Origin of the sequence: Rhizobium sp. BK529, assembly GCF_014194105.1 — a bacterium.
In the GTDB taxonomy this organism is placed as follows: Bacteria; Pseudomonadota; Alphaproteobacteria; order Rhizobiales; family Rhizobiaceae; genus Rhizobium.
In genome coordinates this window covers 59,682-85,609 of sequence record NZ_JACIAU010000005.1, presented here as the reverse complement: position 1 = coordinate 85,609, position 25,928 = coordinate 59,682, and the positions used below count along the sequence as shown (strand labels likewise).

At 59.5% G+C, this 25,928-nt stretch carries 28 protein-coding genes; 22 read left to right on the top strand and 6 right to left on the bottom strand.

The window, feature by feature from the left end; translation table 11 throughout:
• Positions 1 to 3 precede the first annotated feature (3 nt).
• Entirely contained in the window at positions 4 to 576 is a 573-nt protein-coding gene (locus FHX08_RS25685) for a hypothetical protein (protein WP_184327819.1), read from the bottom strand.
• Between the two features lie 134 nt (positions 577 to 710).
• Between FHX08_RS25685 and FHX08_RS25680 the strand changes: the two genes are divergently transcribed.
• The 16 genes from FHX08_RS25680 to FHX08_RS25610 all read left to right on the top strand — a co-directional run bounded on the left by FHX08_RS25680 (position 711) and on the right by FHX08_RS25610 (position 17,229).
• Positions 711 to 1,367 (top strand): response regulator transcription factor, encoded by a 657-nt coding sequence (locus FHX08_RS25680; RefSeq protein WP_184327818.1) that lies wholly within the window; start codon positions 711 to 713, stop codon positions 1,365 to 1,367.
• Positions 1,364 to 2,695: an ATP-binding protein gene (locus tag FHX08_RS25675; protein ID WP_184327817.1), complete on the top strand. Its 1,332-nt coding sequence runs from the start codon at positions 1,364 to 1,366 to the stop codon at positions 2,693 to 2,695. The genes FHX08_RS25680 and FHX08_RS25675 overlap by 4 nt, the downstream gene beginning before the upstream one ends.
• Before the next feature lie 803 nt (positions 2,696 to 3,498).
• A complete protein-coding gene (locus FHX08_RS25670; protein ID WP_184327816.1) occupies positions 3,499 to 4,155 on the top strand; it encodes a response regulator transcription factor in 657 nt (218 codons plus the stop codon).
• Complete coding sequence (locus tag FHX08_RS25665; protein WP_184327815.1) at positions 4,152 to 5,579, top strand: ATP-binding protein; 1,428 nt, start codon at positions 4,152 to 4,154, stop codon at positions 5,577 to 5,579. Before FHX08_RS25670 ends, FHX08_RS25665 begins: the two co-directional genes overlap by 4 nt.
• A 366-nt stretch (positions 5,580 to 5,945) precedes the next feature.
• Positions 5,946 to 6,803: a glycosyltransferase family 4 protein gene (locus tag FHX08_RS25660; protein ID WP_184327814.1), complete on the top strand. Its 858-nt coding sequence runs from the start codon at positions 5,946 to 5,948 to the stop codon at positions 6,801 to 6,803.
• A gap of 1,219 nt (positions 6,804 to 8,022) precedes the next feature.
• The gene (locus FHX08_RS31660; protein WP_246698375.1) at positions 8,023 to 8,226 is read left to right on the top strand and encodes a hypothetical protein; all 204 of its coding nucleotides are present in this window, start codon (positions 8,023 to 8,025) and stop codon (positions 8,224 to 8,226) included.
• A gap of 56 nt (positions 8,227 to 8,282) precedes the next feature.
• The gene (locus FHX08_RS25655) at positions 8,283 to 9,134 is read left to right on the top strand and encodes a pyridoxal phosphate-dependent decarboxylase family protein (protein WP_246698374.1); all 852 of its coding nucleotides are present in this window, start codon (positions 8,283 to 8,285) and stop codon (positions 9,132 to 9,134) included.
• A 119-nt stretch (positions 9,135 to 9,253) separates the two neighbouring features.
• Positions 9,254 to 9,937, top strand: coding sequence for an MtnX-like HAD-IB family phosphatase (locus FHX08_RS25650; protein ID WP_184327812.1), 684 nt, complete (start codon positions 9,254 to 9,256; stop codon positions 9,935 to 9,937).
• 24 nt (positions 9,938 to 9,961) lie between these two features.
• Positions 9,962 to 11,383 (top strand): aspartate aminotransferase family protein, encoded by a 1,422-nt coding sequence (locus FHX08_RS25645; RefSeq protein WP_184327811.1) that lies wholly within the window; start codon positions 9,962 to 9,964, stop codon positions 11,381 to 11,383.
• A gap of 4 nt (positions 11,384 to 11,387) precedes the next feature.
• Positions 11,388 to 12,341, top strand: coding sequence for an arginase (locus FHX08_RS25640; protein ID WP_184327810.1), 954 nt, complete (start codon positions 11,388 to 11,390; stop codon positions 12,339 to 12,341).
• The gene (locus FHX08_RS25635) at positions 12,338 to 12,691 is read left to right on the top strand and encodes a permease (protein WP_184327809.1); all 354 of its coding nucleotides are present in this window, start codon (positions 12,338 to 12,340) and stop codon (positions 12,689 to 12,691) included. The genes FHX08_RS25640 and FHX08_RS25635 overlap by 4 nt, the downstream gene beginning before the upstream one ends.
• Entirely contained in the window at positions 12,688 to 13,560 is an 873-nt protein-coding gene (locus FHX08_RS25630; RefSeq protein ID WP_184327808.1) for a fatty acid desaturase family protein, read from the top strand. Before FHX08_RS25635 ends, FHX08_RS25630 begins: the two co-directional genes overlap by 4 nt.
• Entirely contained in the window at positions 13,550 to 14,365 is an 816-nt protein-coding gene (locus FHX08_RS25625) for a carboxylesterase (protein WP_184327807.1), read from the top strand. The genes FHX08_RS25630 and FHX08_RS25625 overlap by 11 nt, the downstream gene beginning before the upstream one ends.
• Entirely contained in the window at positions 14,346 to 15,491 is a 1,146-nt protein-coding gene (locus FHX08_RS25620; RefSeq protein ID WP_184327806.1) for a peptidogalycan biosysnthesis protein, read from the top strand. Before FHX08_RS25625 ends, FHX08_RS25620 begins: the two co-directional genes overlap by 20 nt.
• A complete protein-coding gene (locus FHX08_RS25615; protein WP_184328035.1) occupies positions 15,491 to 15,922 on the top strand; it encodes an EamA family transporter in 432 nt (143 codons plus the stop codon). The genes FHX08_RS25620 and FHX08_RS25615 overlap by 1 nt, the downstream gene beginning before the upstream one ends.
• Positions 15,922 to 17,229 (top strand): cyclopropane-fatty-acyl-phospholipid synthase family protein, encoded by a 1,308-nt coding sequence (locus FHX08_RS25610; RefSeq protein ID WP_184327805.1) that lies wholly within the window; start codon positions 15,922 to 15,924, stop codon positions 17,227 to 17,229. The genes FHX08_RS25615 and FHX08_RS25610 overlap by 1 nt, the downstream gene beginning before the upstream one ends.
• Here FHX08_RS25610 and FHX08_RS25605 read toward each other — a convergent pair.
• Complete coding sequence (locus tag FHX08_RS25605) at positions 17,200 to 18,024, bottom strand: MipA/OmpV family protein (protein ID WP_184327804.1); 825 nt, start codon at positions 18,022 to 18,024, stop codon at positions 17,200 to 17,202. The genes FHX08_RS25610 and FHX08_RS25605 overlap by 30 nt on opposite strands.
• 642 nt (positions 18,025 to 18,666) lie before the next feature.
• Positions 18,667 to 19,377 carry a hypothetical protein gene (locus tag FHX08_RS25600; protein ID WP_184327803.1) on the bottom strand — a complete coding sequence of 237 codons (711 nt, stop codon included), beginning with the start codon at positions 19,375 to 19,377 and terminating at the stop codon, positions 18,667 to 18,669.
• 450 nt (positions 19,378 to 19,827) lie between these two features.
• Between FHX08_RS25600 and FHX08_RS25595 the strand changes: the two genes are divergently transcribed.
• The 4 genes from FHX08_RS25595 to FHX08_RS25580 are packed head-to-tail and all read left to right on the top strand — an operon-like array spanning position 19,828 to position 21,935.
• Positions 19,828 to 20,085 carry a type II toxin-antitoxin system VapB family antitoxin gene (locus FHX08_RS25595; protein ID WP_132657882.1) on the top strand — a complete coding sequence of 86 codons (258 nt, stop codon included), beginning with the start codon at positions 19,828 to 19,830 and terminating at the stop codon, positions 20,083 to 20,085.
• Positions 20,082 to 20,483: a type II toxin-antitoxin system VapC family toxin gene (locus FHX08_RS25590; protein WP_132657884.1), complete on the top strand. Its 402-nt coding sequence runs from the start codon at positions 20,082 to 20,084 to the stop codon at positions 20,481 to 20,483. Before FHX08_RS25595 ends, FHX08_RS25590 begins: the two co-directional genes overlap by 4 nt.
• Positions 20,484 to 20,496: 13 nt before the next feature.
• The gene (locus tag FHX08_RS25585; RefSeq protein WP_184328034.1) at positions 20,497 to 20,787 is read left to right on the top strand and encodes a hypothetical protein; all 291 of its coding nucleotides are present in this window, start codon (positions 20,497 to 20,499) and stop codon (positions 20,785 to 20,787) included.
• Positions 20,784 to 21,935 carry a site-specific integrase gene (locus FHX08_RS25580; RefSeq protein ID WP_184327802.1) on the top strand — a complete coding sequence of 384 codons (1,152 nt, stop codon included), beginning with the start codon at positions 20,784 to 20,786 and terminating at the stop codon, positions 21,933 to 21,935. The genes FHX08_RS25585 and FHX08_RS25580 overlap by 4 nt, the downstream gene beginning before the upstream one ends.
• A gap of 191 nt (positions 21,936 to 22,126) precedes the next feature.
• On the opposite strand, the gene FHX08_RS25575 is transcribed toward FHX08_RS25580, so the two are convergent.
• Positions 22,127 to 22,858 (bottom strand): SDR family NAD(P)-dependent oxidoreductase, encoded by a 732-nt coding sequence (locus tag FHX08_RS25575; protein WP_184327801.1) that lies wholly within the window; start codon positions 22,856 to 22,858, stop codon positions 22,127 to 22,129.
• Positions 22,859 to 22,939: 81 nt separating this feature from the next.
• Between FHX08_RS25575 and FHX08_RS25570 the strand changes: the two genes are divergently transcribed.
• Positions 22,940 to 23,332, top strand: coding sequence for a helix-turn-helix domain-containing protein (locus FHX08_RS25570; protein WP_184327800.1), 393 nt, complete (start codon positions 22,940 to 22,942; stop codon positions 23,330 to 23,332).
• Positions 23,333 to 23,485: 153 nt separating this feature from the next.
• Positions 23,486 to 23,779 (top strand): GCG_CRPN prefix-to-repeats domain-containing protein, encoded by a 294-nt coding sequence (locus FHX08_RS25565; RefSeq protein ID WP_184327799.1) that lies wholly within the window; start codon positions 23,486 to 23,488, stop codon positions 23,777 to 23,779.
• Between the two features lie 329 nt (positions 23,780 to 24,108).
• On the opposite strand, the gene FHX08_RS25560 is transcribed toward FHX08_RS25565, so the two are convergent.
• Both FHX08_RS25560 and repC read right to left on the bottom strand, forming a co-directional pair.
• Positions 24,109 to 24,399, bottom strand: a complete 291-nt coding sequence (locus FHX08_RS25560; protein ID WP_184327798.1) for a DUF2934 domain-containing protein — start codon at positions 24,397 to 24,399, stop codon at positions 24,109 to 24,111.
• A gap of 215 nt (positions 24,400 to 24,614) precedes the next feature.
• Positions 24,615 to 25,895 carry a plasmid replication protein RepC gene (gene repC, locus FHX08_RS25555; RefSeq protein WP_184327797.1) on the bottom strand — a complete coding sequence of 427 codons (1,281 nt, stop codon included), beginning with the start codon at positions 25,893 to 25,895 and terminating at the stop codon, positions 24,615 to 24,617.
• Positions 25,896 to 25,928 lie beyond the last annotated feature (33 nt).

Sequence of the window (25,928 nt, the reverse complement as noted above, 5' to 3'; positions counted from 1 at the left end):
TGGTCATCTCCACTGCAATGAGTTGGAGATCAACTGCCACTGGTCGACATTGTCTGCACCTGCCGGTGCAGCAAGATCGAGTGTGACCGTCCTGCCATCCTTGAACAGAATGAAGCGCTCGTGCTCGAGCCTGATCTGCTTGTTCGTCACCGGATTTGGCGCGGAGTTCGACACATAACTGATGCGGACGGCCGGCCCGGCTGCGAGATTTACATCCTTGACTGCGGTAACTTTGACGGCGTGTCCGGCCGTTTTGAGGTCAGGGATTTCGTGGGCTTTGGCTGAGGACGCCGTTGGAGGAGCGCTCGCGGCGCCAAGGGTAGCATCGATTTCATCGTATTTATCGAAGAACCGAACGCCATGGTCGATCTCAGTACGTGACCATCCTTCCGGCACCTTCAGATCAAACCCCTCAGGAGAGGTGTAGGTGACGAAGACCTGATTATCCGGAATGTCACCCGGCGGGTTCGTCTCAGGCGCAACGAGTTTCTCCTGCGCCATAGCGGGAGGGGCCGCGCCGGATGACACTATGAGCAGCAAGGCTAATGCGGCGGATATTCGATAGCGGACAGTCATGATATAGCGCTCCTCTTCGGACTTGGGCAGGCATGTGACGCCGGCAGAATTAGGAGGGGCTTAGAAGATCAGCCACAGTGCAGTTGGCCCACACCAAATCTGTCCAGGGGGACGCGTTTAGGCTAGTTTGAAGCATGCGTATTCTCGTGATCGAAGATGATGTCATGCTTGGCCGGGCCCTCGTACAAGCCCTCGACGATGCCGGCATGTCGGTAGACTGGGTGCGGGACGGGCACCTCGGGGACGAAGCCGCCGCGGTTGGCGGGCATGGTCTTGTGTTGCTCGACCTCGGCTTGCCTGGCCGTTCCGGCCTTGAAATTCTTAGCTCGCTGCGGGCAGCCGGCGACAAGAGGCCAATCCTGGTGATCACCGCGCGTGACGAACTCGACGATCGCGTGACGGGGCTCGACCTCGGGGCCGACGACTATCTTGTGAAGCCGTTCGAGGTCAAAGAACTGCTCGCACGCATGCGTGCGGTCCTGCGCCGGCACGGAGGTCAGGCGGTTTCCATCCTCTACACGAGCGAAATCGAGCTCGACCTATCTAGCCATGAAGTAAAATATCGTGGGTGCGGCGAAGTGCTGCCGGCGCGCGAATTCGCGCTGCTTCAGGCACTCTTGGAGCGTCCCGGAACCATTCTCTCGCGCACCCAGCTTGAGGAAAGGCTCTATGGCTGGGGTGAGGAGGTGGAAAGCAACGCTATCGACGTCCTCATCCATTACGTGCGACGCAAGTTCGACAAGGACATCATACGCAACGTCCGAGGGGCCGGCTGGATGGTCCCGAAGTGACAAACACCATATCGATCCGACGCACGGCTTTCTTATGGCTCGCCGGCTTGATGGCGACCATCGGCGTCTGCGCGGCGACAACGTCATATGTGCTGGTTCAGAACGAGGCATCCGACTTCCTTGACAATCAGCTTCGGCAGATCGCACTTTATGTCGGGGATGCGCATTCATCGCCAGAAACAGGACCAGATAAAGTTGCGCCGCACGATCCCGAAGACGACTTCGTCATCCAGGTCTGGGACGCGGCCGGAAGGACGTTACGACAATCACATCCCGCCGTGGGTATTCCCCGCCAAACAGCGACCGGGTTTGCCGACGTTTCGACCGGCAGTGACAATTGGCGCGTCTACACGCTGGCCGCGCCGGATCGAACCGTTCAGGTTTCCCAGGACATGAGCGTCCGCCAGGAACTGGCGGCCAGTGCAGCGCTCCAGGCGGCACTTCCCATCATCGTTCTCATTCCATTGTCATTGCTGACACTGAGCTGGATCATCGACCGGATCATGGCTCGACTGAATCGCCTGGCCGTCGCGGTCGCCTCCCGAGACACGACGGTTGACAGCCCTGTTCCGACCGACGACGTGCCCGCCGAAGTCATTCCCTTCGTAAGTTCGATCAATTTGTTGCTCTCCCGGCTGCGCGCATTGCTGGAGAAACAGCGGCGGTTCATCTCGGATGCGGCCCATGAATTGCGCACCCCGCTCTCGGCGCTGCAAATTCAAATCGACAACCTTCGACACGACGATCGGGATGGCCGATTTTCCGAGCGTTTGACCGAGCTCGAAGCCGGAATAGGCAGGGCGACTAGCCTCGTGAGCAAGCTCCTGCGTCTCGCGCGCTACGACGCTCACGAGACCGCGCCCGCGCCGCAGCCGATCGACCTCGTCCAGCTTGCGCTTGACACTGTTGCGCGCCTCACCCCGCTCGCCGAGAGCCGGGGCATTGACCTAGGCATCACGCGCCGAGACGCGGCTATCACGGTCGGTGCGCTGGCTGATTTCGAGATCATCCTTGACAATCTGGTTGAGAACGCAGTGCGGTACACGCCACCGAGCGGAACCGTCGACGTCGCGGTGGCCGTCGCTGGACAAGAGATACGAATCGAAATCCGCGACACCGGTCCCGGCATCGCGGAGGAAGAGATGCCACGCGTCTTTGAACGGTTCTTCAGGGCAAGGCCTCAGGATAGCGAGGGGAGCGGCTTGGGGCTAGCGATCGCGAAAGCCGCAGCCGAAAGGCAAGGAGCGCGGCTGGCCCTCGCCATGCGAGAGGACGGCCTCGGCCTTGTCGCAAGCCTCATTGTGAGAAATGCCTTACTGCAAGGTTAGCTTTTGTTTCCCTACAAGGTCTCGTCGAAAGTCTAATTGGCGGTTTTGCACCGCACGGGCATCAGTATCGCTCGGCTAAGCGGGCTCTTGCTAGACTAGGATGCTGCCCCTTCTGCGAACGCCCCTTCCCGTCGATCAATGTCCCGCTAGAGATTTCGACCGATGTGGCCGGCGGCTCCAGGTTCCACATCTCGGCCACACTGCGGGTTGGCTCGCTGAGCGTTGGGTCGGCCGGTGAACAGACCCGCGCCTATGTTCGCGATTTGATCGCCGATTTCAAGACGGCGGCCCCGGATTACAATCTACCCGAGAGCGGCCAAGAGTTTGGCTAAGGGCATCTACTTCAGAGACGATCCTGAGGGGCCCTCGAGAACCTGTCGGTACAGGGCAGCACATCCCGGTTGCGTCTCATCACGCATTGCATCCTCAAATATTCGAAAAATTCGCTGCCCGAAATATCGGAACATGAGGCGGTTGCGACCGCTTTTATCTCCATACCGACGATCCACCTGTCGGCCGAGTTCAGCATGACTCCGCTCCAACCGGCAACCAGAGGTCGTCCTGCACGACCTGGCGCACGACATCATCAGCCGCAGTTCGTGGTACCCAGCACACACACCAGCCTGCCGCGCATACTGTTATATATCCGTCGCATCGAAGAGACCTAAAAAGGGCACAGGTCACCCAATCTGTCGATTAGCCAGACGGTTCTGAATTTTGCCATTCTATCGCCGTCTGCCACAACAAAGCTTCAAATCGCGCTTCTCATCGAAAGCGTCCGCTACCGCAGGAATGAAACGACCTTGCGCATTCTACTTGTCGAAGACGACAGCATTCTCGGCTCATCCCTGAAGAAGGCACTGGAAAAGCATGCCTATGGCGTCGACTGGATGCGTGACGGCCAATCCGGCCTGGAGGCAATGGAGCATTCGGATTTTGCAGCCCTTGTCCTCGACATAAACCTGCCACTTCTTAGCGGCATCGAGGTTCTGAAGGGTATAAGACGCAAGGGCAACACCGTCCCCATCCTGCTTTTGACGGCGCTCGACAACGTCCGGCGCAAAGTCGAGGGTCTCGACGAGGGAGCAGACGACTATCTGGTAAAACCCTTCGATCTCGACGAATTACTGGCCCGCCTGCGTGCGCTTATCCGACGACGCGACGGCCGGACGGAAAGCCTGCTCCGGTGCGGTGATGTCGAAGTGGATCCGTCGGCAATGGTGGCGCGCAAAGGCAATATGCAAGTGCACACGACGGCAAAGGAATTCCATCTGCTCAAGCTCCTAATGGAGCGCAGCGGTCGCTACGTGACGAAGAACGATATCGAATACGCGCTTTACGATGCCTATAGCAGCGTCGAAAGCAACGCCATCGAGGTAACGATCTACAATCTGCGCAAGAAGCTAGGCACCGAATTCATCAAATCGATCCGCGGCATAGGCTATATGATTGAACGATGAGCCGATCAACCCTTACGCGCAACCTCTTCCTTCGTGTGGCCCCCGTCGTCGTGGTGACCATCCTGGTCATCGGCGCCTTCGCCTTTAACAGTGCCACGCGCGAGATCAACAACATCTACGACGCGCAACTCATCAATGACGCCAACATCTTATGGGGACTGTTGCATAACCGGCTGCGGCACCCGCTGGAGCACGCGCCGCAACAGGTCGACGACATCGACTTTAGCATGGACAATCAGCTCGCCTTCAACGAAGACGCAGACGATTATGCCGATGCGCATATGTTCCGAGCCTGGGTGAACGGTAAGATCATGTTCTACTCCAGCACGGCCTTTCTCTCCGACGTGCAGTACCAAAAGGCGGGCTTCACCGACCTTTCCTACCGCGGCGAGAGCTGGAGGGTCTATTCGCTACCGATCCCGGCTTCGGGAATTGTCATGGAAGTCGGCGAAAAGATCTCCCTGCGTCAGACGCTGGTCTCCAACATCCTTCTAAATCTGTTCTTTCCACTGCTCGTGCTGGTGCCCGTGATCGGATTTCTGATCTGGCTCGGAATCCGCAATGGCCTGCGGACCATCCACGGGCTCGTGCACCAGATCCGCACCCGTTCGCCGGACGATCTTTCAGCCGTTGCTGTGGAGGATCTCCCGAGGGACCTTCTGCCTCTCGGCCGATCGATCAACCAGCTCCTCGCTAAGCTCAGTCGATCTCTGACCCTTGAACGGCGCTTTTCCGATCTGGCGGCCCACCAGCTTCGCACGCCGCAGGCGAGCGTCAAGCTGCTGCTGCAGATGCTCGCAAGCACCGATGACCAGCAGGAACAGAAGGCAATCATTTCGGATCTGGTGACCAGCAATAACAGGGCCACGCATCTCATCGAGCAATTGCTGCGCCTTGCTAGGGTCAGTCACTATCCGCTCAATCCGATGCCGGTTCCGCTCTATCACATGATCGCATCGACGCTGGCGGACTTTGGCAACATCATCAATAGCCGCAATCTCGATGTCTCGCTGGAGGGGCCGGAATCGGCGTCGATCAGGACGGATGAATCGCTGTTGCAGATGATGATCAGCAACCTCTTGGATAATGCGATCAAATATTCACCGGTCGGCGGCATGATCGAGGTCGTCCTCTCCTTGGAAGGCGAGGTCTGGCTGATATCGATCAGCGATAGCGGACCGGGCATACCGCCCAAAGAGCGGGAGGCCGTGTTCAACCGCTTCTATCGCCTCGAAACGCTGAATGCCGAAGGTGCGGGCCTAGGCCTTGCAATCGTTGCCGACACGGCGGAGCGGCTTGCCGCTTCCGTGAAGCTTTCCACACCCTCCTGGGGCAGCGGCCTGCGGGTCGAGCTGCGACTGTCCATGAACGGCGACATCACCGGCCCTTCGGTCCCGATCGAGCTTGGTCGGAACCGACGATAGTCTCGTCATTTTAGACAAGATCCTGGGCGACCGCAGCGGCGGCTGCTGCATTTTCATTTTCGCGTCATTTTCACCTCAGGCCTGCTTCATCGTCAGTTGGTAAAAGGTAAGTACCGGGCAGACCCAGAAAACTGCGTTGATACCATGCGTCGCCTCGTCTCCGTGATCAATCTGGAGAGTTGCTTTTGATTTACCGGAATGCAACAATAGGGGAATCTAACCCTTTTCGAAGATTTCGATCGGGATCTATTCAAAATATCCCCTTTCCACCACAAAATGAGCTTCGCATTCTCCATGTTTTGTTTGCATCAAACATTGCCGGATCACAGATATACTGCGTCGATCTTGCCAATGCGCAGGCCGAACTTGGCAACGAAGTTCACCTCGTCTCAGTCCGTCACGCGGCGATGTCCGCTCGGCTCTCGAAGGAAGTTGTCTTTCACGGTTTTGCGACATCTGAGCCCCGCCTGCAAGGCGCTTAGCGGGGTTCGCGACGGCGTGACCAAAGTGGCAACACTTCATGTCGGCTTCAAGCCGAAGCAGCACGGGCATCTGGATGGTGTTATTTGCGTGAATAAGGCCGAATTGTCGCGCATCGGCGCCTATGCCGGCTACGTCAGTCACGTTCCAAATTGGCTGCCCGAAGTGAAGGACGTCAAGAGCATTGATTTGCGCGCCAGGCTCGGTTTGCCGCCCGAGATAAAACTTGTCGGAGCGGTTGGCCGTCTGCACCCAAGCAAGGGAAACGATGTTCTCATTTCGGCCTTCCTACGCGTTGTGGCCGACGACGCCGCCTTGGTGATCGCCGGCGACGGACCCCAGCGGGCCGCTCTGGAGAGACTGTCGAAGGCGAGCAGGCGCATCCATCTCGGCTTTTGTGAGGACGTCGCAGGTTTTCTGCAGAACCTCGACCTCTTCGTGTCACCCTCGCGCGAAGAAAGTGCGGGTCTGGCTATTCTGGAAGCGATGAGCGAAGGGCTTCCGATCATTACCACCGCGACGGACGGCCCCTCAGAATATCTAAAAAATTATCCGGTGCGCTTCGTTCAAGCGGGGTCCGTCGAAGACTTGAGCGCGGCCCTGACGGAAGCGCTTCGAAGTGAGAAGGGCCCTTCACTGGCGCGTATTGACTACGACATGGATCCTTTTGCAAGAGCGACAGGGGTTGGCAACGTGTTGTGGTTCTATTCGCAAGTCGCAGCTTCTAAGAAACAGGCGCAGTAGGTGACAAGCGGAGCCACCGACAAGAGACGGCGGAACGAAGGCTGCCCATGCCGCTGAAGGAAAGGTGCTCCGATCCTTCATAGGAGGAGCGTATTCCACGGAGCCGCCAAGCGTTATGATCCACTGACTATCCGAGGATTTCGCCTCTTGGCTCAAGGCCGAATAAGGAGCGCTCCCCCAACAGACCGCCCGGTGGACTACGACGACGAGATGGACAAAGCACCCATCCGTTCAGGCCTTTGTGGACTATGGGACCGGCAAGGATGGGGGGCAATCCAAGCGAGGGCACCTCGTTCGAATATGCGATCGGCAAGGGAGCGGAATCCAATTCGAAACTTGTCTCTCCGACAAAAGGCCGAACCGGTTAAGCTAACACTAGAGGGTCACCGAGCTCCCGAGCGACGCTGGAATTCTCTGAATGCGTAGCAATCTCTCTTCAGACTTGTGGGCGCCATCGAGGCGGCCGTAACGACACCACGACACCACGGAAGGACATGACAAGTATTTTCCTTCCAAGTACGAGGGTCTGGGCGCACGGAGCCGGCGCCAGTTTTGTGGAGCGACAGCAGAGCACCCGGTTGGCACCGCAGCTCTTATATGAGCTCGCCGCCGGCCCGAAATCACTCAGCCGCCTTTGTGAGTCCCGTCGACCGTCCTTGTGAAGGGCACGAAGTTGACGATGGAGCCGTGGTAGCGGTCGGCTGCCCGGCACGCGTTGGATCTTGGGAGGGGACGGGTTTTCGGGCTTATCGATGCCTGCCAGTTGCGGTCATCTCCCGCACGTCTGCGAGAAGATATCGCCGACGGCTTCATTGTCGCCGTCACCGGCTCGAAATATCTGGCTGGTCCGCCCTCCTGCGGTGCCCTGTTACTGCCCGAACCGCTCGCCAATGCCCACGCGAATAAGCTTTGCCCCGCTGAACTTAAGGATTATTCCTGCAAGCCCGACTGGCCGGACGGGCTTGCTGGGCGCGTTTCGCGTTCGAGCCTATCCCGAGCTTTAATCTCGGCCTTGGGCTCAGGTGGATCGCCGCCCTCGAGCAGGCTGCACACTGGCCCAGCCGGCCGCGCGCGAAGCAAAGCAGTATTTCGTCCAACTCGTCCGCGACCGCGCAGCACGCGGCAATGGCCAGAGAATTAATCCTGATGACGAGGGAGCGCATATCGCCTCGAGCGCAATGGTCTCCTTGTCGCTGATCGATCCTGGATACAAACAGGTATGATCGCCGACATGATCGGCGCCGGTCTCAACACGAATTGCGGCGGGCGCAATCACATCGGCATCGATATAGAAAACCAGATCGTGCGCTGGATCGGCCAGACCGTCGGCTATCCGCAATACGCTTCCGGAGTATTCGTCACCGGTTCGTCGATCGCCAATTTCATGGCCGCCCCAGCCACCGGGCGGGGCTGCGCGGCATAGGGGTCGATCTCATTGCCTATGCTTCCAGCGAAGCGCATGGTTGCATCGCTCAACCCATGGAACTTGCAGGCATCGGGTCGGCAAATCTTCGATCGATCCCGGTTGAACGAGCGAGGCAGATGGATTTGCTGGCGCTTGAGCGCGCCATAGAAGAAGACCGGGCCGCAGGCCTTCATCCCTTTCTCGTCGTCGCAACTGCTGGAACCGTCAATTCCGGGCCATCGATAGCCTCGAAGCCATTGCCAATATCGCCAGTCAGTGTGGCCTCTGGTTTCCCGTCGACGGTGCGATCGGCGCTCTGGCTGTTTTCGGACGAGCTTCGCGCAAAGTTCCGCGGCATAGAGCGATCGTCCTCGCTCGCGCTCGACTTTCACAAATGGGGCCATGTTCCCTACGATGCAGGCTTTCTGCTGGTGCGCGAACGCGAGCTTCATAGGCAGGCTTTCGCTCAGGACGTCGCCTATCTTCAAAGGACCAACCGAGGCCTCACCAAAGGAGAGACTTGGCCTTGCGATCTCGGCCCCGACCTATCGCGTGGATCCCGGGCTCTCAAAACCGGGATGACGCTGCGCGTGCTTGGCACAGACGCGATCGGAAGGTCGATTGCCCATACCTGTATCCTTGCCCGGTACCTGGGCGAGCGCCTAGCGGGGCTGAACGAGATCGAACTGAAGGCTCCCGTCGACTTGAACATTGTCTGCTTCGGCATAAGGGGAATGGGAGCCGACGACCTCAAGCGGCTGGTCCTCGACCTGCATGAACAGGGGCTGGCGGCGCCTTCATGGACAATGATCGACGGAGAACTCACCATTCGCTGTGCCATCGTCAACCACCGCACCACCAGGAAGGACATCGACGTCTTCGCGGGTTTATTATCGCAACGAATTCTAAGGCTGGGCGCCACCTGAGCGGTAACGTGCAGATGGGCTCCGTTCCATCAATTTTCATCTTCGCATCATTTTCCTCTCAGGTCTGCCTCATCGGCCGTCGGTAAACACGACCGCAAGGCAGATCGAAGGGCTATTTGATGCAGCTATTTTCTGATTTCGACGGCACGATTTCCATACAGGACGTGACGGACGTGGTGCTGTCCTGTTTTGCTGAACCTGAATGGGAAGATATCGAGCAGCAATGGAAAGATGGCCTGATCGGATCGGCAGAGTGCATGCACCGCCAGATTGCCCTCGTCCGGGCAAGTCGTCGCGAACTTGATGCGATCCTCGACACCGTGGCCATCGACGTCGGCTTTCTCGCATTCCGCGACTACTGCCGCATCAACGGCTTGGCCCTGACGATCGTCAGCGACGGCGTCGACTATTTCATCCGCCATGTGCTGATGCGCAACGGCATCACCGATCTGCCCGTCGTCGCCAACTTGCTTCACTGCAACCTCGTCGACGGCCGTGAGAGCTACAGCCTGGCACCCGCGCCGAACTCGGCCGGCTGTTCGTCAAGCTCGGGCGTGTGCAAGTGCCGGGTCGTCTCCGGCACCGAGCCGCAGGTCTATATCGGCGACGGACGGAGCGATTTCTGTGTCGCCGGCAGAGCCGACCTCGTCTTCGCCAAGGACAACCTCGCCGATTACTGCAGCGACAAGAACATCCCTTTCATCGCCTTCGATAATTTCGCCGACCTGCTTTCCAGAATGAAAGCTGTCATTCCGAGCATCGCGCGTCAGCGCCGTGCGGCGCTGCAATCCAAAATCGCCTAACCAGAACACCGAAAGGCCTCCTTAATGAACATTGTGAACGCTCAATCCTTCAACGAAAAGACGCCGCTCTCCGACCTGTCGGAAGCCGAGCTGCGTTCGCTAGAGGAGACCTATTGCTCTCACGGCGATACGGTCCATTATTCGGCGGAACCGAAATTCTTCGAGGAATGCGAAGGTTCCTACGTCTATGATGCCAAGGGAACACCGTTTCTCGATCTGCAGATGTGGTATTCCGCTGTCAATTTCGGCTATCGCAACGAAAGGCTGAATGCCGCCGTTCATCGCCAGCTCGATCGGCTGCCGCAGGTCGCCTCGCAATATCTGCATCGCGAGAAGGTCGAACTGGCCGCCATGATCGCGCAGGACGCGGAACGCAAATTCGGCCGCAAGGGACGCGTTCATTTCAATGTCGGAGGGTCGCAAGCAATCGAGGATTCGCTGAAGCTGGTGCGTAACTATACCGGCGGCAAAAGCCTGATGTTTGCCTTCGAAGGCGGCTATCACGGCCGGACGTTGGGCGCCTCGGCGATCACCTCCAGCTATCGCTATCGCCGCCGCTTCGGGCATTTCGGCGAAAGAGCGCAATTCATCGAGTTTCCCTATCATTTCCGTGGGCCGAAGGGCATGTCGAAGGAGGAGTATGGCGAACATTGCCTGCGCAAGTTCGCCCGCCTCTTCGAGAGCGAATACAACGGCGTCTGGGATCCCAAAGTCGGCAGCGCGGAATATGCCGCCTTCTATGTCGAGCCGATCCAGGGCACGGGCGGCTATGTCATTCCGCCGATGAATTTCTTCACCGAGCTCAAAAGGATTTTGGATCAGCACGGCATCCTGCTTGTCGTCGACGAGATTCAGATGGGTGTCTACCGGACCGGTAAACTCTGGTCGATCGAACATTTCGGCGTTTCGCCAGACGTTCTCGTCTTTGGCAAGGCGATCACCAATGGCCTCAACCCGCTGTCGGGCGTCTGGGCAAGGGAAGAGATGATCAATCCGACGATCTTCCCGCCCGGCTCCACCCATTCCACGTTCGCCAGCAACCCGATGGGAACCGCCGTCGCGCTAGAAACCATGAAGATGCTGGAGGAAGAGGATTTCGGCGCCGCGATCATGGCGAAGGGGGCTTATTTCCTCGATGGTCTGAAACAGCTCCAGAAGCGCCATGCGATCGTCGGTGATGTCGACGGGCTCGGGTTGGCGCTGCGGTGCGAGATCTGCGAGGAAGATGGTTTCACGCCTGACAAGGCGACGATGGACTGGCTTTGCGACGAGGGCATGAAGGGCGATCTCAAGATCGGCAACGAGACCTACGGTCTCGTTCTCGACGTCGGCGGCTACCATAAAAACGTCATCACGCTGGCCCCGAACCTGCTGATTACCCGCGAGGAGATCGACCTGGCGCTGACGCTGCTCGACCAGCTCTTCACCCGCGCAGTCCGGAGGTAGGACAGTGCAGCTTCTCCTCCTTCATCTCGACGATGCTTTGGAGTTGCAGCCGGACTTCGTGCGCGCCTGCACGCTTGCAGGCGCGTGCCACCATGCCGACAAGTTGAGCGGCAAGGCGATCAGACTATGGGGCAGACACAAGATGCTTGCCGAACTCGGACGGGACATAGCAAGGTCGCTGCCGCCGCGCAGCAAAGGACCGCAGCTTGCCTTCATGGGCTCGGGCGATTTCCATCATGTGACCGCCCTGCTGCTCGATGCCGCCCTCGAACGGCACCCCGCCTCGACCACGCTCGTTCATTTCGACAATCACCCCGACTGGGTGAACTTCCGAGGCGGCATGCATTGCGGCTCATGGGTCAACAGCGCCCTTTCAAACCGTTACATCGAAAAGGTTGTTACGGTCGGAGTCTGCAGCCACGACCTGCGCAATCCGGAGCGCAAGGGCGCCAATCTGGACTGGCTGCGGCAAGGCAAGCTCGAACTTTATCCTTACGAGCATCCGCCAAGCCGGGTGAAGGCCGATTATGGCAACGGCGCGAGCTATCACCAGGACGGGGGCGCCTTGCACTGGAATTCCATCTCTGAGATCGGCGAGGACAATTTCATCGACCGCATCCTCAGCCGCATCGGCACCGAGGCGGTCTATTTCACGATCGATAAGGACGTGCTCACCGCCGATGACGCCGTGACCAACTGGGATCAGGGGCGCATGCGGCTGCCGTACCTGATGGCGCTGATCAGCGAGATCGGCAGCCGCCATCGCATCATCGGTGCCGATGTCATTGGCGACTATTCGGTGCCGAGTTATGCCGGCGGCTTCACGACCCGCCTTCTCAAACAGGCCGAAATCTTCATGGATCAACCGCGTCTGCGGCAGGCGGCGGACGCCGTGCGAAACATCAACAGCGCCGCGAATTACGCGCTGCTCGAAGTCCTGGCGGAATCGATGGGATGACCGGCAGCCTCACATTGCCGATGCTCGGCCTGATCTTGTTCTGCGTGCTGGCGGACACGGCGCGCGAGGTCTGCTTCAAGCAAGCCGCAAGCAACAACCCCGTGCTGGCGACGCTCACTAAACCGCTGACCTGGCTCGGCATCGCCTTCTGGGCCATCGAACTGCTCGCCTGGACGGCTGTGCTTGCCAGCGTGCCGCTGACCATCGCCTTCCCGCTGATGGCACTGAGCTATGTGGCGACCGTCGTCGCCGGCGCCGTTATCTTCAGGGAAAATATCAACCTTCGTCACGCGACGGGCGTGTTCTTCGTTACCGCCGGCGTGGCCTGTGTCGGAGCAACCGGACTATGAAAATCTTTGCTCACACCAGGTGGGATGCCGCTCCCGTGCTTGCCGCTGTGGCGCATCTCGCTTTCGACGTCTACCTGATCGCGGGTTTCCAGAGCCGGCCGCTGTGGGCCTCATGGGTCCTGGGATGCCTCTATGCCGTGTCGATATCCTGGAACATCAACAGCATCTCGCACAATTTCATCCACACCCCCTATTTCAAGCCGCGCTGGATGAACTACGCCTTCAGTCTGACGGAGTCGGTGGCGATCGGCTTTTCCCAGACCTATTACCACTGGGTGCATATGCGCCATCATTCCGGCAACAGCGACCGGCCGGACGACAAGGGCGAGACGATCGACCTTCTGTCGATCTATCGCCATGGCCGCAACGGCGAACCGGAAAACGTCTGGTCCTATACGCTGAAGAGCTTCTTTCGCGACAGTCTCGGCGACATTCATAAGGCCATCGCCAAGAATCGTCCTTTCGATGCCGCATGGGGCCGTTTCGAGCTTGTGGCCTTTCTCGGCCTGGCGGCGATCGCGCTGATCTACGACTGGAAGGCCGTACTGTTCTTTGCACCCTTCTATTATGCCGGCAACTGCCTGTCGTCGCTGAACGGCTATTACGAGCATCTCCACGGCGATCCGGACGAACCGATTGCCTGGGGCGTGAGCAGCCACAAGCCGTTCTACAATTGGCTTTGGTTCGGCAATGGCTATCATGCCGAACATCATTACCGCCCGCGCACCCACTGGACGAAGCTTGTGGCGTTGCACGAACAGATCAAAGAGGAACAGGAAAAAGCCGGCACGCATGTGATCAGCACCTGCCATGCGCTAGGCTTCATGGCTCCGGAAAACCGCGAGGCGGAGCTTCGGCATGAGGTCTGAGGGATTGAGTTTCTTCCTGGAAGGCACGAACGGCAAAGGTGTGCTGCTGATCCATGGCCTGACCGGGGCGCCGGCCGAGATGAAGCTAGTCGCCCGCCAGCTCAATCGACGCGGCTACAGCGTGCATGCGCCGCTGCTGGCCGGCCACGGCGAGGATATCAGGACATTGCGCCGGACGCATTGGGAAGACTGGCTGAAAAGCGTGCTTCAGGCCTGCGAATTCCTGGCCGAGCGCACGCAGGAGACATTTGCAGCCGGCATCTGCGTTGGCGGCAAGCTGTCACTGCTTGCGGCCGAACAGCGACCGGATCTAATAAAGGCGGTCGCCATCTATTCGCCCTGCTTCCACTATGACGGCTGGGACGTTCCCAGACACTATACATTGCTATCGCCGCATATTGGATGGTTGTCGCGCATCCCGTTCCTGGACCGTCTCAATTTCAGGGAGAATGATTCGCTCGGCATCAAGGACGAGCGGATGCGGCGCATGGTCGAAGGTATGGCAGGCGAAGGTATGCTCGAGAAATTCCCCGGCCGCGGCATCGTAGAAATGCACCGGCTGGGCAAGGCGCTTCGCGGAACCCTACCGCAGATCCAGACACCGACCCTGATCCTGCATGCGGAAGAAGACGATCTGAGCAATCCCAGACATGCGCTCTATATTTCCGAGCATATTGGCGGTCCGCACGAACTGCGATGGATCAAAGACAGCTATCACATGATCCATCTCGATCGCCAGCATCGGCAGGTCGCGGCTTTCACGGCGGATTTTTTCGAGGCAAGCCATGCTGCAATTCGCGCATAAACGTCCCCTCTCCGGCAGGCCCGAGCCCACCACGCAGATCTATGAGACGATTCGTGCCATCGGCCGCGAGGCGTGGAACGCCTGTTTCCGTGGTCATGTCGAGGATTACGATTGCCTGCTGGCGATAGAAGGCGCCGGTATCGGCGACTTCGAGTGGCGCTACCTGACCGTCGTGGAAGACGGCAACATCTGCGCCGCCATGCCGGCGTTCCTGTGCCCCTACCCGTTGGATACCACGCTGGAAGAAGGCATGCCGCGCCGGCTGATACGTCGGGTGCGCCAGCATGTACCGGGTTTTCTCGTTCTGCGGCTGGCCTGCCTTGGCTCGCCGTGCACCGAAACGGGCGCGATTGGCTTGCATCCCGACGTGCCGAACGAGCGCCGCGAGGCGCTGTTTTGCGAATTGCTCACTGCCTTCGAGGCGCTTGCGGCCGAAGAAGGCTGCGCACTGATGGGGATCAAGGATATTCCGGCACCGGTTGCCGCCGAATTCGGCGCGCTGTTTTCAAAACGCCATTATGCTGCCGTCGGCGCCCTGCCGTCCGCCTGGCTCGATATCGATTTCGAGGCCATCGACAATTACATGGGCCGACTGTCGGCAGGCACACGAAAGGACATGCGGCGCAAGCTGAAATCCTTTGACGCCGTTAGGGTCGAAATCAGGACCGATATCGGCGATCTGCTTTCACGGGTGATGGCGCTCTATCATGATACGCGCAATCGCAGCGAGTGGCAGTTCGAGGAACTGACCCCGGCTTATTTTGAAGGCATCCTTAGCCATATGGCCGGCCGCTCGTTCTGCGCCCTTTATTTCGTCGGCGACGAGCTGCTCGCCGCCAACCTGATCGTTCATGACGAACGGCTCGCCATCGACAAGTTCTTTTGCATGGATGGCGAGCGAGGAAGACCTTACAACCTCTATTTCCTCAGCTGGTTCACCAATCTGCGCTATTGCCTCGATCATGGCCTTTGCCGCTACCAGAGCGGCCAGGCCTATTATGAAAACAAAGTGCGGCTCGGCAGCCAGCTTACGGCAAACACCATGTTCTTCCGCCACCGCAATCGGTTGCTGCAGGCGCTCTTGCGGCTAGTCTCCCCGCTCTTTTCGCAGGATAAGGCCAAGTGATGAAGTCGATGCGTCTGACATGGCTTGCCGTGCCTATCCTCAACACACTGTTCCAAATCTTTACCAAGTTTGGCGCGACGCAGCTCGGCAATGCCGAGGGGACGACGACCTGGATTAAGGATGCACTGACCTCGCACTGGATCCTGGCAGCCGTCGTCGTCGAGATCGCCTGCTTCTTCATCTGGATGACGGTGCTTGCCGAACTCGACCTCAGCAAGGCCTTTCCGCTTTCCGGCGTCAGCTACGTGCTAATCATTGCCACCGGCTGGCTCGCCTTCGGCGAACCAGTCATAGGCCTTCAAATCGTCGGCAGTGGTCTCATCCTCGCCGGTGTCTGGCTGATCGCCGGCGCAACGGACAAAACGGGCTTCGCCAGTGATCGCGATGCCGGACCGATCCTGCCGCACGCCCATGCCAGCAAGGATCGCTGATGCAAGCACTTCAGAATTTCATTCCCCGGCGTGGTAAGGCCGCAGCGTCGGCGTTCAGCAATTGGGTCCTGGAGCGTGCGCTCTCGCGCATCGTCACCCGCGGTTGCCTCAGCGTCACAGCATCCGATGGGCAGCTGTTTTCCTTTGGCGACGGGTCGGGAGAGCGGGTGAACGTCGCCTTTGGCGACCTTGCAGCGCAATGGTCGTTTCTCATCGACGCCGATCTACGGCTCGGCGAACTCTATATGGATCGGCGCTTTCTCATCGAGCAGGGCTCGCTCCATGACTTCCTGGCGATGATGCTGCGTGAGGCGCAGAATGCCAAGCATCCGCTGATCGCCCGGTTGATCGATCGTGCCCGCACATGGCTGCGAATCTTCCGCCACCGCAATCTACCGGCCTGCTCCAAAGCCAATGTCGCCCACCATTACGATCTGGATGGCCGCCTCTACGAACTCTTCCTCGACGCGGACCGGCAATATTCCTGCGCCTATTTCGAGAGCCCGGACCAGGCGCTTGATGCGGCGCAACTTGCCAAGAAGCGGCATCTCGCCGCAAAACTACTGCTTGAGCCTGGCAAGAGCGTGCTCGATATCGGTTGCGGTTGGGGCGGGCTCGCTATGCATCTCGCCAGGCATGTGCCGTACGGGCATGTGCTCGGCATCACCCTCTCGGAGGAGCAGCATGGCTACGCCCAGAAGCGGCTCGCCGAACACCAGCGAATGGAGGCGGGCATCCAGTTTGGTCTGCAGGACTACCGCAGCCTGAGCGGACGGTTCGACCGGATCGTGTCGGTCGGCATGTTCGAGCATGTCGGCCTTGCATCCTATCGCGCCTTCTTCGAGAAATGTGCGGGCCTGCTGGAAGATGACGGTATCATGGTCTTGCACACGATCGGCTGTTCTGCGACACCTGGCTTCACCACCCCTTGGCTCGATAAATATATCTTTCCAGGCGGCTACATTCCCGCCTTGTCGGAGATCCTCCCGGAAATTGAAAAAGCCGGTCTTGCGGTTACCGATATCGAGGTTCTGCGCCTGCACTATGCCTGGACGTTGGCTCATTGGCGAAAGCGCTTTCTGGCGCGCTGGCAAGAGGCTGCCGCCCTTTACGACGAACGCTTCTGCCGCATGTGGGAATTCTACCTTGCAAGCGCCGAAGCGGCGTTCCGCCACGAGGATCTGGTGGTTTTCCAGATACAGCTAAGCAAGCGCAACGACGTCGTTCCCGTAACGCGCGACTATATCGCCGGGCATGAGACAGCAGCAGCACAAGGCTTAAAAGCTGATCTGGAAGGAGCGGTTTAGCGTGATACCGATGACGTTCTGGTCGGCCGCACCAAGTCTTGAGGTAATCGGGCTGTCGGCGGCATCGCCCACCAGGCGGCTATATTTGTCGTAGATCTGGACGCTCCAGGCCGGTGACAGCGTATAGGTGGCGGCCACCGTGAAACCGATGGATTTGAGACCGCCATTCGCGTCAAACGCCTCGACACGACCACTATTTGCGGCTTCCTCGGCGGAAACCGAGAAATTGTTGCGCATATAGGTGCCGTTTGCCAGGGACAGGCGCGGACCGGCTGACAGCAGCCACCGATCACCGAGCGGCTGGAACCAATCGAGATAGAGATCGGCAAGCAAACCGTCGCCGCCCCAAAGTGCCTGACGCGTCTCGGCCCGCACCCGCAGGCGATCCTCTATCGGCCAGTATTGCGCAACGACGCCAGCATCCAAGTTCCACTGGACCGAATGCAAACCCTGCAGTTCGGAATCGTCGAATGCCGACCGTCCACCTCTCAAGCCCAAGACGGGGCCGATTTCGACACCACCGATGTCGAACAGCCTGTAGTCGATATTATCGTCCGGCGCGCTGTATTCGGGCGCTTCGCCGAGGCGTCGAAAATCGAAAGACGGCGTGCCGCTGAAGGAAAGGTGCTTCGATCCTTCATAGGAGGGACCGTATTCCACGGAGCCGCCAAGCGTTATGATCCACTGACTATCGGAGGATTTTGCCTCTTGGCTCAAGGCCGAATGAGGGTCCAGGAATATCAGCGGGAACGATAGCATCGCCGCCCGGAATAAAGCCGTGTCCGATGAGACCATATATACCCTGCTCCCTGCCTCCGATGTCAGCCAACGATCGCACGTTCACAGGCGGCGCCGCAGCAGTCTTTTAAAGCAATTTTCTCGACTAAGCCAACTGCCTTAGCGGCATGCGGGTTGATCTGGCGCACCGCATTTCTTCCTTTCGGCGGCAGGCGGTCTCTTCGCCTGCTGCTCGACGGCCGCCGGCTTGGGTTGAGGCTGCGGCTTCGGTTCGGCGTGACCTTTGGGCTGAGCCTGGGGTTTGGGCTGAGACTGCAGCTTCGGTTCGGCCCGCAGCTTGGGTTCGGCCGGTGCTTTCGGAGCAGGCGCCTGTGGCGGCGCTGCAATATGCGGCTCCCTGGGTAAGGATGGCGGAGGGGCAACATGCCGCTGATTGCGGATCTGCGGTTCGCTGTTATTGCGAAGGCCGGGCTTTGCTGGCGTGTTGTCAATAATTGCAGTCGTCGCAGGCTTTGTCTGCAGGCTGTGAACCTCAGGTTCCAAAGTTGAGCCGCCTCCCTTCGGCTTCGCATTTGCAGCTGCCGTTGGTGCCGTGGCCTTGGTAATCCGCCTCTGATCTTTGACGGCAGGCGCATTGGCCCCGGGCAATCGCGGCTGGCCCTTCGCACCGGGAAGCGCATGCGCGTCGGGGGTTGCACCCTAAAGCGGCGGTTGCGTGCCCCTCGTCAGCTTCTGCGGCTGCGCTTTTTCGGGCTGCGTTTTTGCTGCTGCGGCAGATTGCGGCCTGTTTGTCAGCCCGCCCGCTCGCAGCGGCCCGGCCGCACTACCGGCCTGGGTTTGCAGCTGTTGTGCGTGTATCTTTGTCTGCGCCTCCGGCTGGCCGGAAGGGACCGGTGCCGGCGCTAAACCAGCTGCGGGTGTCGCCTTCTCTACTGCGGGCCGGACCTGCGTTTGCAAAATCGTCGTCAAGTGGCAAGAGAGCTGCGACCAACGCAGATAGTACGCAAATATGGAAGGAAGTGGAGCGCCGGCTGCCCGGTTCCGATCGCGGGCGACATCGAAAGTGCGAGCCTGTTCAAGGAGAATTTCGACACTCGGAGATAATGTGGCAGCGCGACTGAGGTGAAATATAGCTCGGTCGAAATCTCGCCACGACCGCGCGATACGGCCGGCAAGCAGTCGGCCGGGCGCGTTATCAGGCGTGTCCGCCAAACTCATTTCAATATAGATGCTTGCCTTTGCAGCATCGCCCTTGCCGAACAGAATCGCCGCGAAAAGGTGGTTAAGGGTCGGGTCGCTCCGATTTTGCCGCAAGCTTGTCTCACGCAAGGACATCGCCTGGTCCAAACGGCCGGCGTTGAAATCAGCCACGATTCGCCGCACCTGATTTTCGACCGCCGCAACACGCATGCCCAGCTCCCCTTTATCCGCCGCCGCCGCAGGACAAGGCGGCGCTCGCGGCAAAAATCCTGAACCAGGTCTGGGAAGCGGCATAGCCGGAACGAGCGATCGGGCCGAACTCCGTTTACATACTGGTTCAGTCAGTGGCCAGCCGAGCTTCCCGTCGCGTCGATGGCAGGCTCGGTCTGCCTCGGTTGCCTATGGTTTCAGCGTCGCCGTTATCGCCACTTCGCGGAAGTTGCTGGTGTTTGCGCCTCGTTAACCATATGGATTAACGCTGTTCTTTTCTATAGCCGAAGCCAACGGTTCACTAGCTTCCGTCACCTATGATGACCTGAAGTGCGAATGCTAACCATCGATAAGTGATGTTTATCGAATGTAAGCCATCCAATCCTGTTTCCCTTGCCATCTGAAGCCCCGACCGCTATATTTCAGGCACGATTTCGATGAGGAAACGCAATGTCCGAACCGCAACTCTCCGTCCGCAGCACCAAGGCCAGGGATCTCGCCCATGCGCTGGCGAAGCGCACCGGCCAGCCGATCAACAAGCTTGTCGAAATCGCGCTCGAGCGCTACGACCGGGAACTGCGGCAAAACCCGACGCAGACGCCTGGTGACGCGCTCTGGGAACTGATGGTCGAAGGCCGACGATCCGTGCCGCCCGGCACAACCTCTGCGCATGATGACCTCTACGACGAAAACGGCTTACCGAAATGATCGCCGTCGATACGTCGGTCATTGTCGCCACCGCACTCGGCGAGCCTGAAGCTGAACAGTTTCATGCGCTGGTTACCGGTGAGGAGATCGTGATCGGGTGGCCCACCTTACTTGAAGCGCGCATGGTGCTGGCCGGCAAGAACTTTCCCAATGCCGCGACAATCATTTCACAGCTGGTTGCCTTGCCAAATGTCACCGCCGTGGCTTTTGGTGAGCGGCACTACTACGCCGCTGAGAAGGCTTTTGAACTTTTCGGTAAGGGCCGTCATCCGGCCGGCCTCAACATGGGCGACTGTTTTTCCTATGCGGTGGCCGCAATCGCCAAGGCGCCGCTCCTATTCAAGGGTCAGGATTTTGGGAAGACGGACCTGAAACTTCACCCGTCGTCGTCGCAGTGAAGGACACAGAGTGATCGAAGACCGAGTGAGATTTGCGCTGGAGAAATTGTTGAACGTCGCCCACGAAGACACCGGCCAGGGCCGGCGGGTGGCGAATTTCCTGCTGGCCTGGTGGAACGCCGAAGTGCATGGCGGCTTCGATCTCACCGATCTCGCCAATGTCGATCGCGATATTGCCGAGGACATGGCGACGATCTTCACATTTCTCGCCCGCGAGGAGGATGTCATCTATCCCTACGACTACCGCAGCGAAATCGAAGCGATCATCGCGCGCTGGCGACCACAGGCGGAGAGCGTCGGATGACCCTGGCGTCGGAACCACCTGCGAGCGATGTCGAACGTCGGGCCGAAGCGCTCGACACCATCGCCGCCATCCTGCCGATCGACCGGCGCGACAAGCTCGCCGAACTACTCACCGACGCCGACGTCGAGACGCTGCGGCATCTGGTCAACGAGGGGATGGGCGACAATACTGTTCGGGCGCTGTCGTCCGACTTGGCCTACCTCGAAGCCTGGTCGCTTGCCGCGACCGGCGCTCCCCTGCCCTGGCCAGCGCCCGAAGCACTGCTTTTAAAATTCGTCGCCCATCATCTGTGGGATCCGGCGAAACGGGAGAGCGATCCCGATCATGGCATGCCGGCCCCCGTTGACCGGGTCTTGCGGGAGGGTGGCTTCCTGCGGGCTGCCGGACCGCATGCGCCGGACACGGTGCGCCGGCGGCTCGCCAGCTGGTCGACCTTGACGAAGTGGCGAGGCCTCGACGGCGCCTTTCCCTCCCCTGCCCTGAAATCCGCCATTCGGCTTGCGGTGCGCGCCGTGCCGCGGCCTCGACGGCGCAAGAGTGCAAAGGCGGTCACCGGTGACGTCCTTGCCCAATTGTTGGCCGCCTGCGGCGGCGACAGCCTGCGCGATATCAGGGACCGGGCGATCCTGATGGTTGCCTTTGCCTCCGGCGGCCGCCGGCGCAGCGAGATCGCCAGTTTGCGCAAGGAGCAGCTGACGGTCGAGGCGCCAGTAAAGGGTGGCGAGGATCTCCCCCTCCCCTCGCTCTCCATTCATCTCGGCCGTACCAAGAACTCCGGGGCCAGCCAGGATGAAGTCGTCTATCTCGTCGGTCGGCCGGTCGACGCGCTGAACGCCTGGTTGGCCGCCGCCAGGATCGACAGCGGCAGTGTGTTTCGGGCGATCGACCGTTGGGGCAATGTATCCCGCCGGGTACTCGACCCGAAGGCGGTCAACGATATCGTCAAGCGGCGGGCGAGATTGGCTGGATTGGATGCTGGAGATTTTTCGGCGCACGGGCTGCGGTCAGGATACCTGACTGAAGCAGCGAACCGCGGTATCCCTCTTCCCGAAGCGATGGAACAATCACGCCATCGCTCGATTCCACAAGCGTCGAGCTATTACAACAGCGCGACTCGGCGCAGCGGCAGGGCGGCGCGGCTTCTGTGATGGCCGGCCCGAAGCCGACGTTTCATGACAGGCAGACGGGGTTTGCCGAGGACAGAGGAGGCGCTAACAAGATCAATGTTCAGTGACTTCTTTTCGATGTTGAACGGCTCCGGCTCAAAGTCGATCTATCGTCCGGCGCGTTTTGCTATACCCGACCTACTGAGGATCGGGTACAGCGCGTTGAGAGCTCCTTAGACTTGCCGCAAGCCGCCGTCGACGCACAGTTCGGCACCGGCGATATAGCTCGCGTCATCGCTCAACAAGAACAAGGCGGCTGCAGCGACTTCTGAAGGCCGCGCCATTCGCCCCATCGGGATCGGAGCGACAAGTGCTGCACGCATGTCTTCCGGAACCGCAGCCATCATTTCCGTATCCGTTGGCCCGGGCGCAACAACGTTGACGCGGATACCTTTGGGCGCGAGTTCTGCCGTCCAGGTTCGGGCATAGGAACGGACGGCCGCTTTGGTGGCGGCGTAGGTTCCGTAGGAAGAATAGCCCGCGCTATCGGCGATGGATCCAACGAGGACGACCGATCCACCTCCTATCATCGCGGGGAGAGCCGCCTGCAGACCGAAAACCATCCCGCGGACGTTGACGCCGAAGTGGCGGTCGAAGTGGTCTGGCGTTATGTCCGCGATTTGCGCAGGCTCGGAGAGACCCGCATTCAATACGAGTGCGTCAATACGGCCGCATGCTTTTCGCACTTTTCCGACAGCCTCCACCATATCTTCGGGGACACTGGCATCGGCGGCAATGCCGACCGCGTCATTGCCGATACCCTTGGCCGCCTTCCCGGCATCTTCACTTCTACGACTGGTGATGAAGACCTTCGCCCCTTCGGCAGAAAGCCGCTCTGCAATTGCCAAGCCGATACCCTTGGCGCCCCCGACGATCAGGGCAACCTTGTCACTCATTCGAGCCATCGTGAATCCTTTCAATTGATGGTCTCATCATGATATACGTCCTATATCTGGTATCAATTACGCACCTGAAGTAGCCTAGATATGGACGAGTATACTGACCTGGAAGCCCTTTCTCAGTGCGCCTTTGACGACATGGCACGGGTTCGCCCGGTGCTGGACAAGATCGCTGACAAATGGACGATCCTGATACTGACAGTGATCTGTCCCAAACCGTCGCGCTTCAACGAGATCAAGCGGCGCCTCGATGGGATCACGCACAAGGCTCTGGCCGACGCTTTGAAGAGGCTTGAGCGGAACGGCCTTGTGACGAGAACCGTACTCCCGACGCAGCCGATTGGCGTGGAATACGCGATTACCCCACTCGGCCATTCACTGCGCGAGCCGTTTGAAGCACTGTGTTCATGGGCAGCGGCCAACGCTGACAAGGTCGAGGCAGCCACGCTGCACTATGACAACACGGCATCTCCTCGCTGACGATGTCGCTTAGCAACGATCGACGGGCCGATTACAGACGTGATCGGTGGGAGCGCGATTAGCGGCGGAAGCTGTCGCTTGCGTGAACGGCGTCTTCAGCGCCGGTTCACGCCAACGCGCGTTAAATGTGCCCACAACATCAGGAGAGTCCAGATGCGAAAACTGCTTATCACAGTGGCCCTTCTTGCGGCCGGAGCAACTTCAGGAGTGGCGAACGCGGCGCCTGTGGGCGGCGTTGCCGTTTCGAACACTTCGAATGTCCTAACGGTCGATTATGCTTGCGGGCGCGGATATCATCTGAGCCCCCGTGGCTTCTGCCGCCCCAATCGATGGGGACCACCGCCACGCTATTACGGATGGGATCGCGGCTATGGTTGGGGGCGCCCGTATCGCGGCGAATGGCGCGAATACAGGCGCTACGATCGTTGGGACCGCGACTGGCGGTGATAGCCGCGTGCAGATCCTCGATCTGCTGCGGGGCTTATCCGGTGTTAAGGGCAGCTCCGCAGCGCGTCAATGTCGGCCATGAGCAATTCGACCAGTTCCGGCCGGCTCGCCGATCTGCAGAACCTGGTGGATCCCGTTGCGATCACAAGGCGGGGACTATAGCTTAAGGCGCTAGCACGACCTGGGACAAGGTGCGGCATGAAAGTTGATATGTCCCGCCCGACGATGCGGACTGGAGATCCTCACTTCGATAGTGACATCGCCGAGCGGGATGACCGCGACGTGATCTTGCGTCGGGTCGAAGCTGCCTCGACAGCCGAAGAGTTGCCTCAGTGCCTTGTAGCTCCTCGTGCTGTTCTTTGGCCTGCAGGAGGCGGGCTTGTGGTCGAAACGCCCTGTGCGCTGCCGGCCTTTGGTTTTGCCCTCGACTTCGGCGCTGCAGCCGTGGCTGTCGCCTTCTTGGCCCGAGGCTTCTTGGCGGCTTGGTCATCCGCCTCCGCCTTCGCGGCAATCTCCTGGAATGCCTCCAGCCAGTGCTTCATATCCTCGCCATGTGGCCGGCCTTCCCGTTCCCATATCTCGTAGGCCCTCTGCCTGATGCGATCCTCGTTCGACGCCATCTCTGCCTCCATCCAAACCGTGACCTGCAAAGTCAAATGGCGCAGGAACCCGGTATGGCAATAGCCGTTCTTCGCGGTTTCCGTGCGCTTATTCCGCTGTCACCCAGGCGTCGCGTGCACCATCTCTCGACCAGTCCGGTTCTCGCAGATTTTAGATCCGCTTAACCATGTTTCACTGACCAGGTTCAAACGAAACGCTTGTTGGCGCCTTACGATCATCCCGTTCTTCTGGCGGTAACGCCATTTGCCCTTACGAGCGCCATCAGCATCGGACCAAGCGCAAATTCACCGCGTTCGGCCCGTCTTGTCAGGTCACGCAGATAGCCGCCAGCCGAGTTGATGTGCCCTCCCCTCTCCAGGATGCAGGCAATGACCGTTGCGGCATTTTCCGGCCCCATGATGTCGCAGGCCTCCTGATAGGCAGACGGGCTGACGCCAAGCATCGAGCGGACGATAACGGCGGCCGCCATCAGATCCCGCCAGCTGCTGATCGAGCCGCCCGCCGCATAGTCGGATATTTGCGGGCAGGCCTGTAGCACCAAGCCCAGCGGAAAGGATTTCAGGTCTCCGATGGGCTGCCCCCTTGCCCGTCTTGCTGCTGTCCCGCTGCGGCTGTCCTGCTGGGCGTCCGTCTTGGCAGGCCGTTCGTTGTCGCCCTCGCCTTTCGCGCCCAGCTTCGTTTCGAAGCCAGGTTCAAGTTCAGAAATAGAGTCGGGGTTTGAATTCTGTATGTGCCGCTCATCCTGATCGGGATTGCCGCTTATTTTTCTGGAATCGAGCAGGTTTTCCAACTGGTTGACCACATCCTCGCGCAGCTGCTCCATGTCTTCGAGGGCTCCCTCGAGTTCAGAGGCGCCGGGATTACGCGAGAGTGCGCCGATAAGGTCCCGCTGATATGTGATCACAGCGTCCCAATCGCCGGTAAGGTCCTCTTCGAGCGCGGTTTCCACGAGCTTTGAAACGTCGCGACGGCAAAGGGTGAGGCGCTCTCTCAGGCGCTGCAGATGCAGCCGATCGGCGACGACCTGGGCGGCCAACGCCTCGATTTCGTCCGAGCGCGCAAGCAGCGGAGCGAGCGAAAAGCCGAAAGCATCCTCTATGGACCCGGACCTGTCCTTGCGCGCGTAGCGCTTGCCATTCGGGCTATCCTTGCGGATCAATAGCCCAGCGCCGACAAGGACCGCCAGATGGCGACGGATCGTTTGCTCGGCCATGCCATGGGCGCGCAGGGACAATTGAGCATTGGACGGGAAAACCACGAGGCCGTTTTCCTCCGAAAGCTCATTCTTCGGATAGAAGCTCAAAAGTGCGTTCATGACGGCGAGCGCCCTGTCGGATATGCCAAGCAACAAGCGCGCTTCGCACAGCGCCCGATACAGTTTCCATTTGTCGACCGATTTGTCCGGTTCGATCTGGCGCGAGACGACCTGGCTTGAAAACATGCCAAGCGTCATCGCCCGCCGCCCAAAGGGCGTCGTCACACTTCCACCATTCATTTTCTTTCACCCTCTGTCAGGCAAAAGAAACCC

Coding starts and splice junctions, on each gene's coding strand:
- FHX08_RS25685 (WP_184327819.1), bottom strand. CDS start 576: ATGACTGTCCGCTATCGAATATCCGCCGCATTAGCCTTGCTGCTCATA.
- FHX08_RS25680 (WP_184327818.1), top strand. CDS start 711: ATGCGTATTCTCGTGATCGAAGATGATGTCATGCTTGGCCGGGCCCTC.
- FHX08_RS25665 (WP_184327815.1), top strand. CDS start 4,152: ATGAGCCGATCAACCCTTACGCGCAACCTCTTCCTTCGTGTGGCCCCC.
- FHX08_RS31660 (WP_246698375.1), top strand. CDS start 8,023: ATGATCGCCGACATGATCGGCGCCGGTCTCAACACGAATTGCGGCGGG.
- FHX08_RS25655 (WP_246698374.1), top strand. CDS start 8,283: ATGGAACTTGCAGGCATCGGGTCGGCAAATCTTCGATCGATCCCGGTT.
- FHX08_RS25650 (WP_184327812.1), top strand. CDS start 9,254: ATGCAGCTATTTTCTGATTTCGACGGCACGATTTCCATACAGGACGTG.
- FHX08_RS25645 (WP_184327811.1), top strand. CDS start 9,962: ATGAACATTGTGAACGCTCAATCCTTCAACGAAAAGACGCCGCTCTCC.
- FHX08_RS25635 (WP_184327809.1), top strand. CDS start 12,338: ATGACCGGCAGCCTCACATTGCCGATGCTCGGCCTGATCTTGTTCTGC.
- FHX08_RS25630 (WP_184327808.1), top strand. CDS start 12,688: ATGAAAATCTTTGCTCACACCAGGTGGGATGCCGCTCCCGTGCTTGCC.
- FHX08_RS25625 (WP_184327807.1), top strand. CDS start 13,550: ATGAGGTCTGAGGGATTGAGTTTCTTCCTGGAAGGCACGAACGGCAAA.
- FHX08_RS25620 (WP_184327806.1), top strand. CDS start 14,346: ATGCTGCAATTCGCGCATAAACGTCCCCTCTCCGGCAGGCCCGAGCCC.
- FHX08_RS25615 (WP_184328035.1), top strand. CDS start 15,491: ATGAAGTCGATGCGTCTGACATGGCTTGCCGTGCCTATCCTCAACACA.
- FHX08_RS25610 (WP_184327805.1), top strand. CDS start 15,922: ATGCAAGCACTTCAGAATTTCATTCCCCGGCGTGGTAAGGCCGCAGCG.
- FHX08_RS25605 (WP_184327804.1), bottom strand. CDS start 18,024: ATGGTCTCATCGGACACGGCTTTATTCCGGGCGGCGATGCTATCGTTC.
- FHX08_RS25600 (WP_184327803.1), bottom strand. CDS start 19,377: ATGCGTGTTGCGGCGGTCGAAAATCAGGTGCGGCGAATCGTGGCTGAT.
- FHX08_RS25595 (WP_132657882.1), top strand. CDS start 19,828: ATGTCCGAACCGCAACTCTCCGTCCGCAGCACCAAGGCCAGGGATCTC.
- FHX08_RS25590 (WP_132657884.1), top strand. CDS start 20,082: ATGATCGCCGTCGATACGTCGGTCATTGTCGCCACCGCACTCGGCGAG.
- FHX08_RS25580 (WP_184327802.1), top strand. CDS start 20,784: ATGACCCTGGCGTCGGAACCACCTGCGAGCGATGTCGAACGTCGGGCC.
- FHX08_RS25575 (WP_184327801.1), bottom strand. CDS start 22,858: ATGGCTCGAATGAGTGACAAGGTTGCCCTGATCGTCGGGGGCGCCAAG.
- FHX08_RS25570 (WP_184327800.1), top strand. CDS start 22,940: ATGGACGAGTATACTGACCTGGAAGCCCTTTCTCAGTGCGCCTTTGAC.
- FHX08_RS25565 (WP_184327799.1), top strand. CDS start 23,486: ATGCGAAAACTGCTTATCACAGTGGCCCTTCTTGCGGCCGGAGCAACT.
- FHX08_RS25560 (WP_184327798.1), bottom strand. CDS start 24,399: ATGGCGTCGAACGAGGATCGCATCAGGCAGAGGGCCTACGAGATATGG.
- repC (WP_184327797.1), bottom strand. CDS start 25,895: ATGAATGGTGGAAGTGTGACGACGCCCTTTGGGCGGCGGGCGATGACG.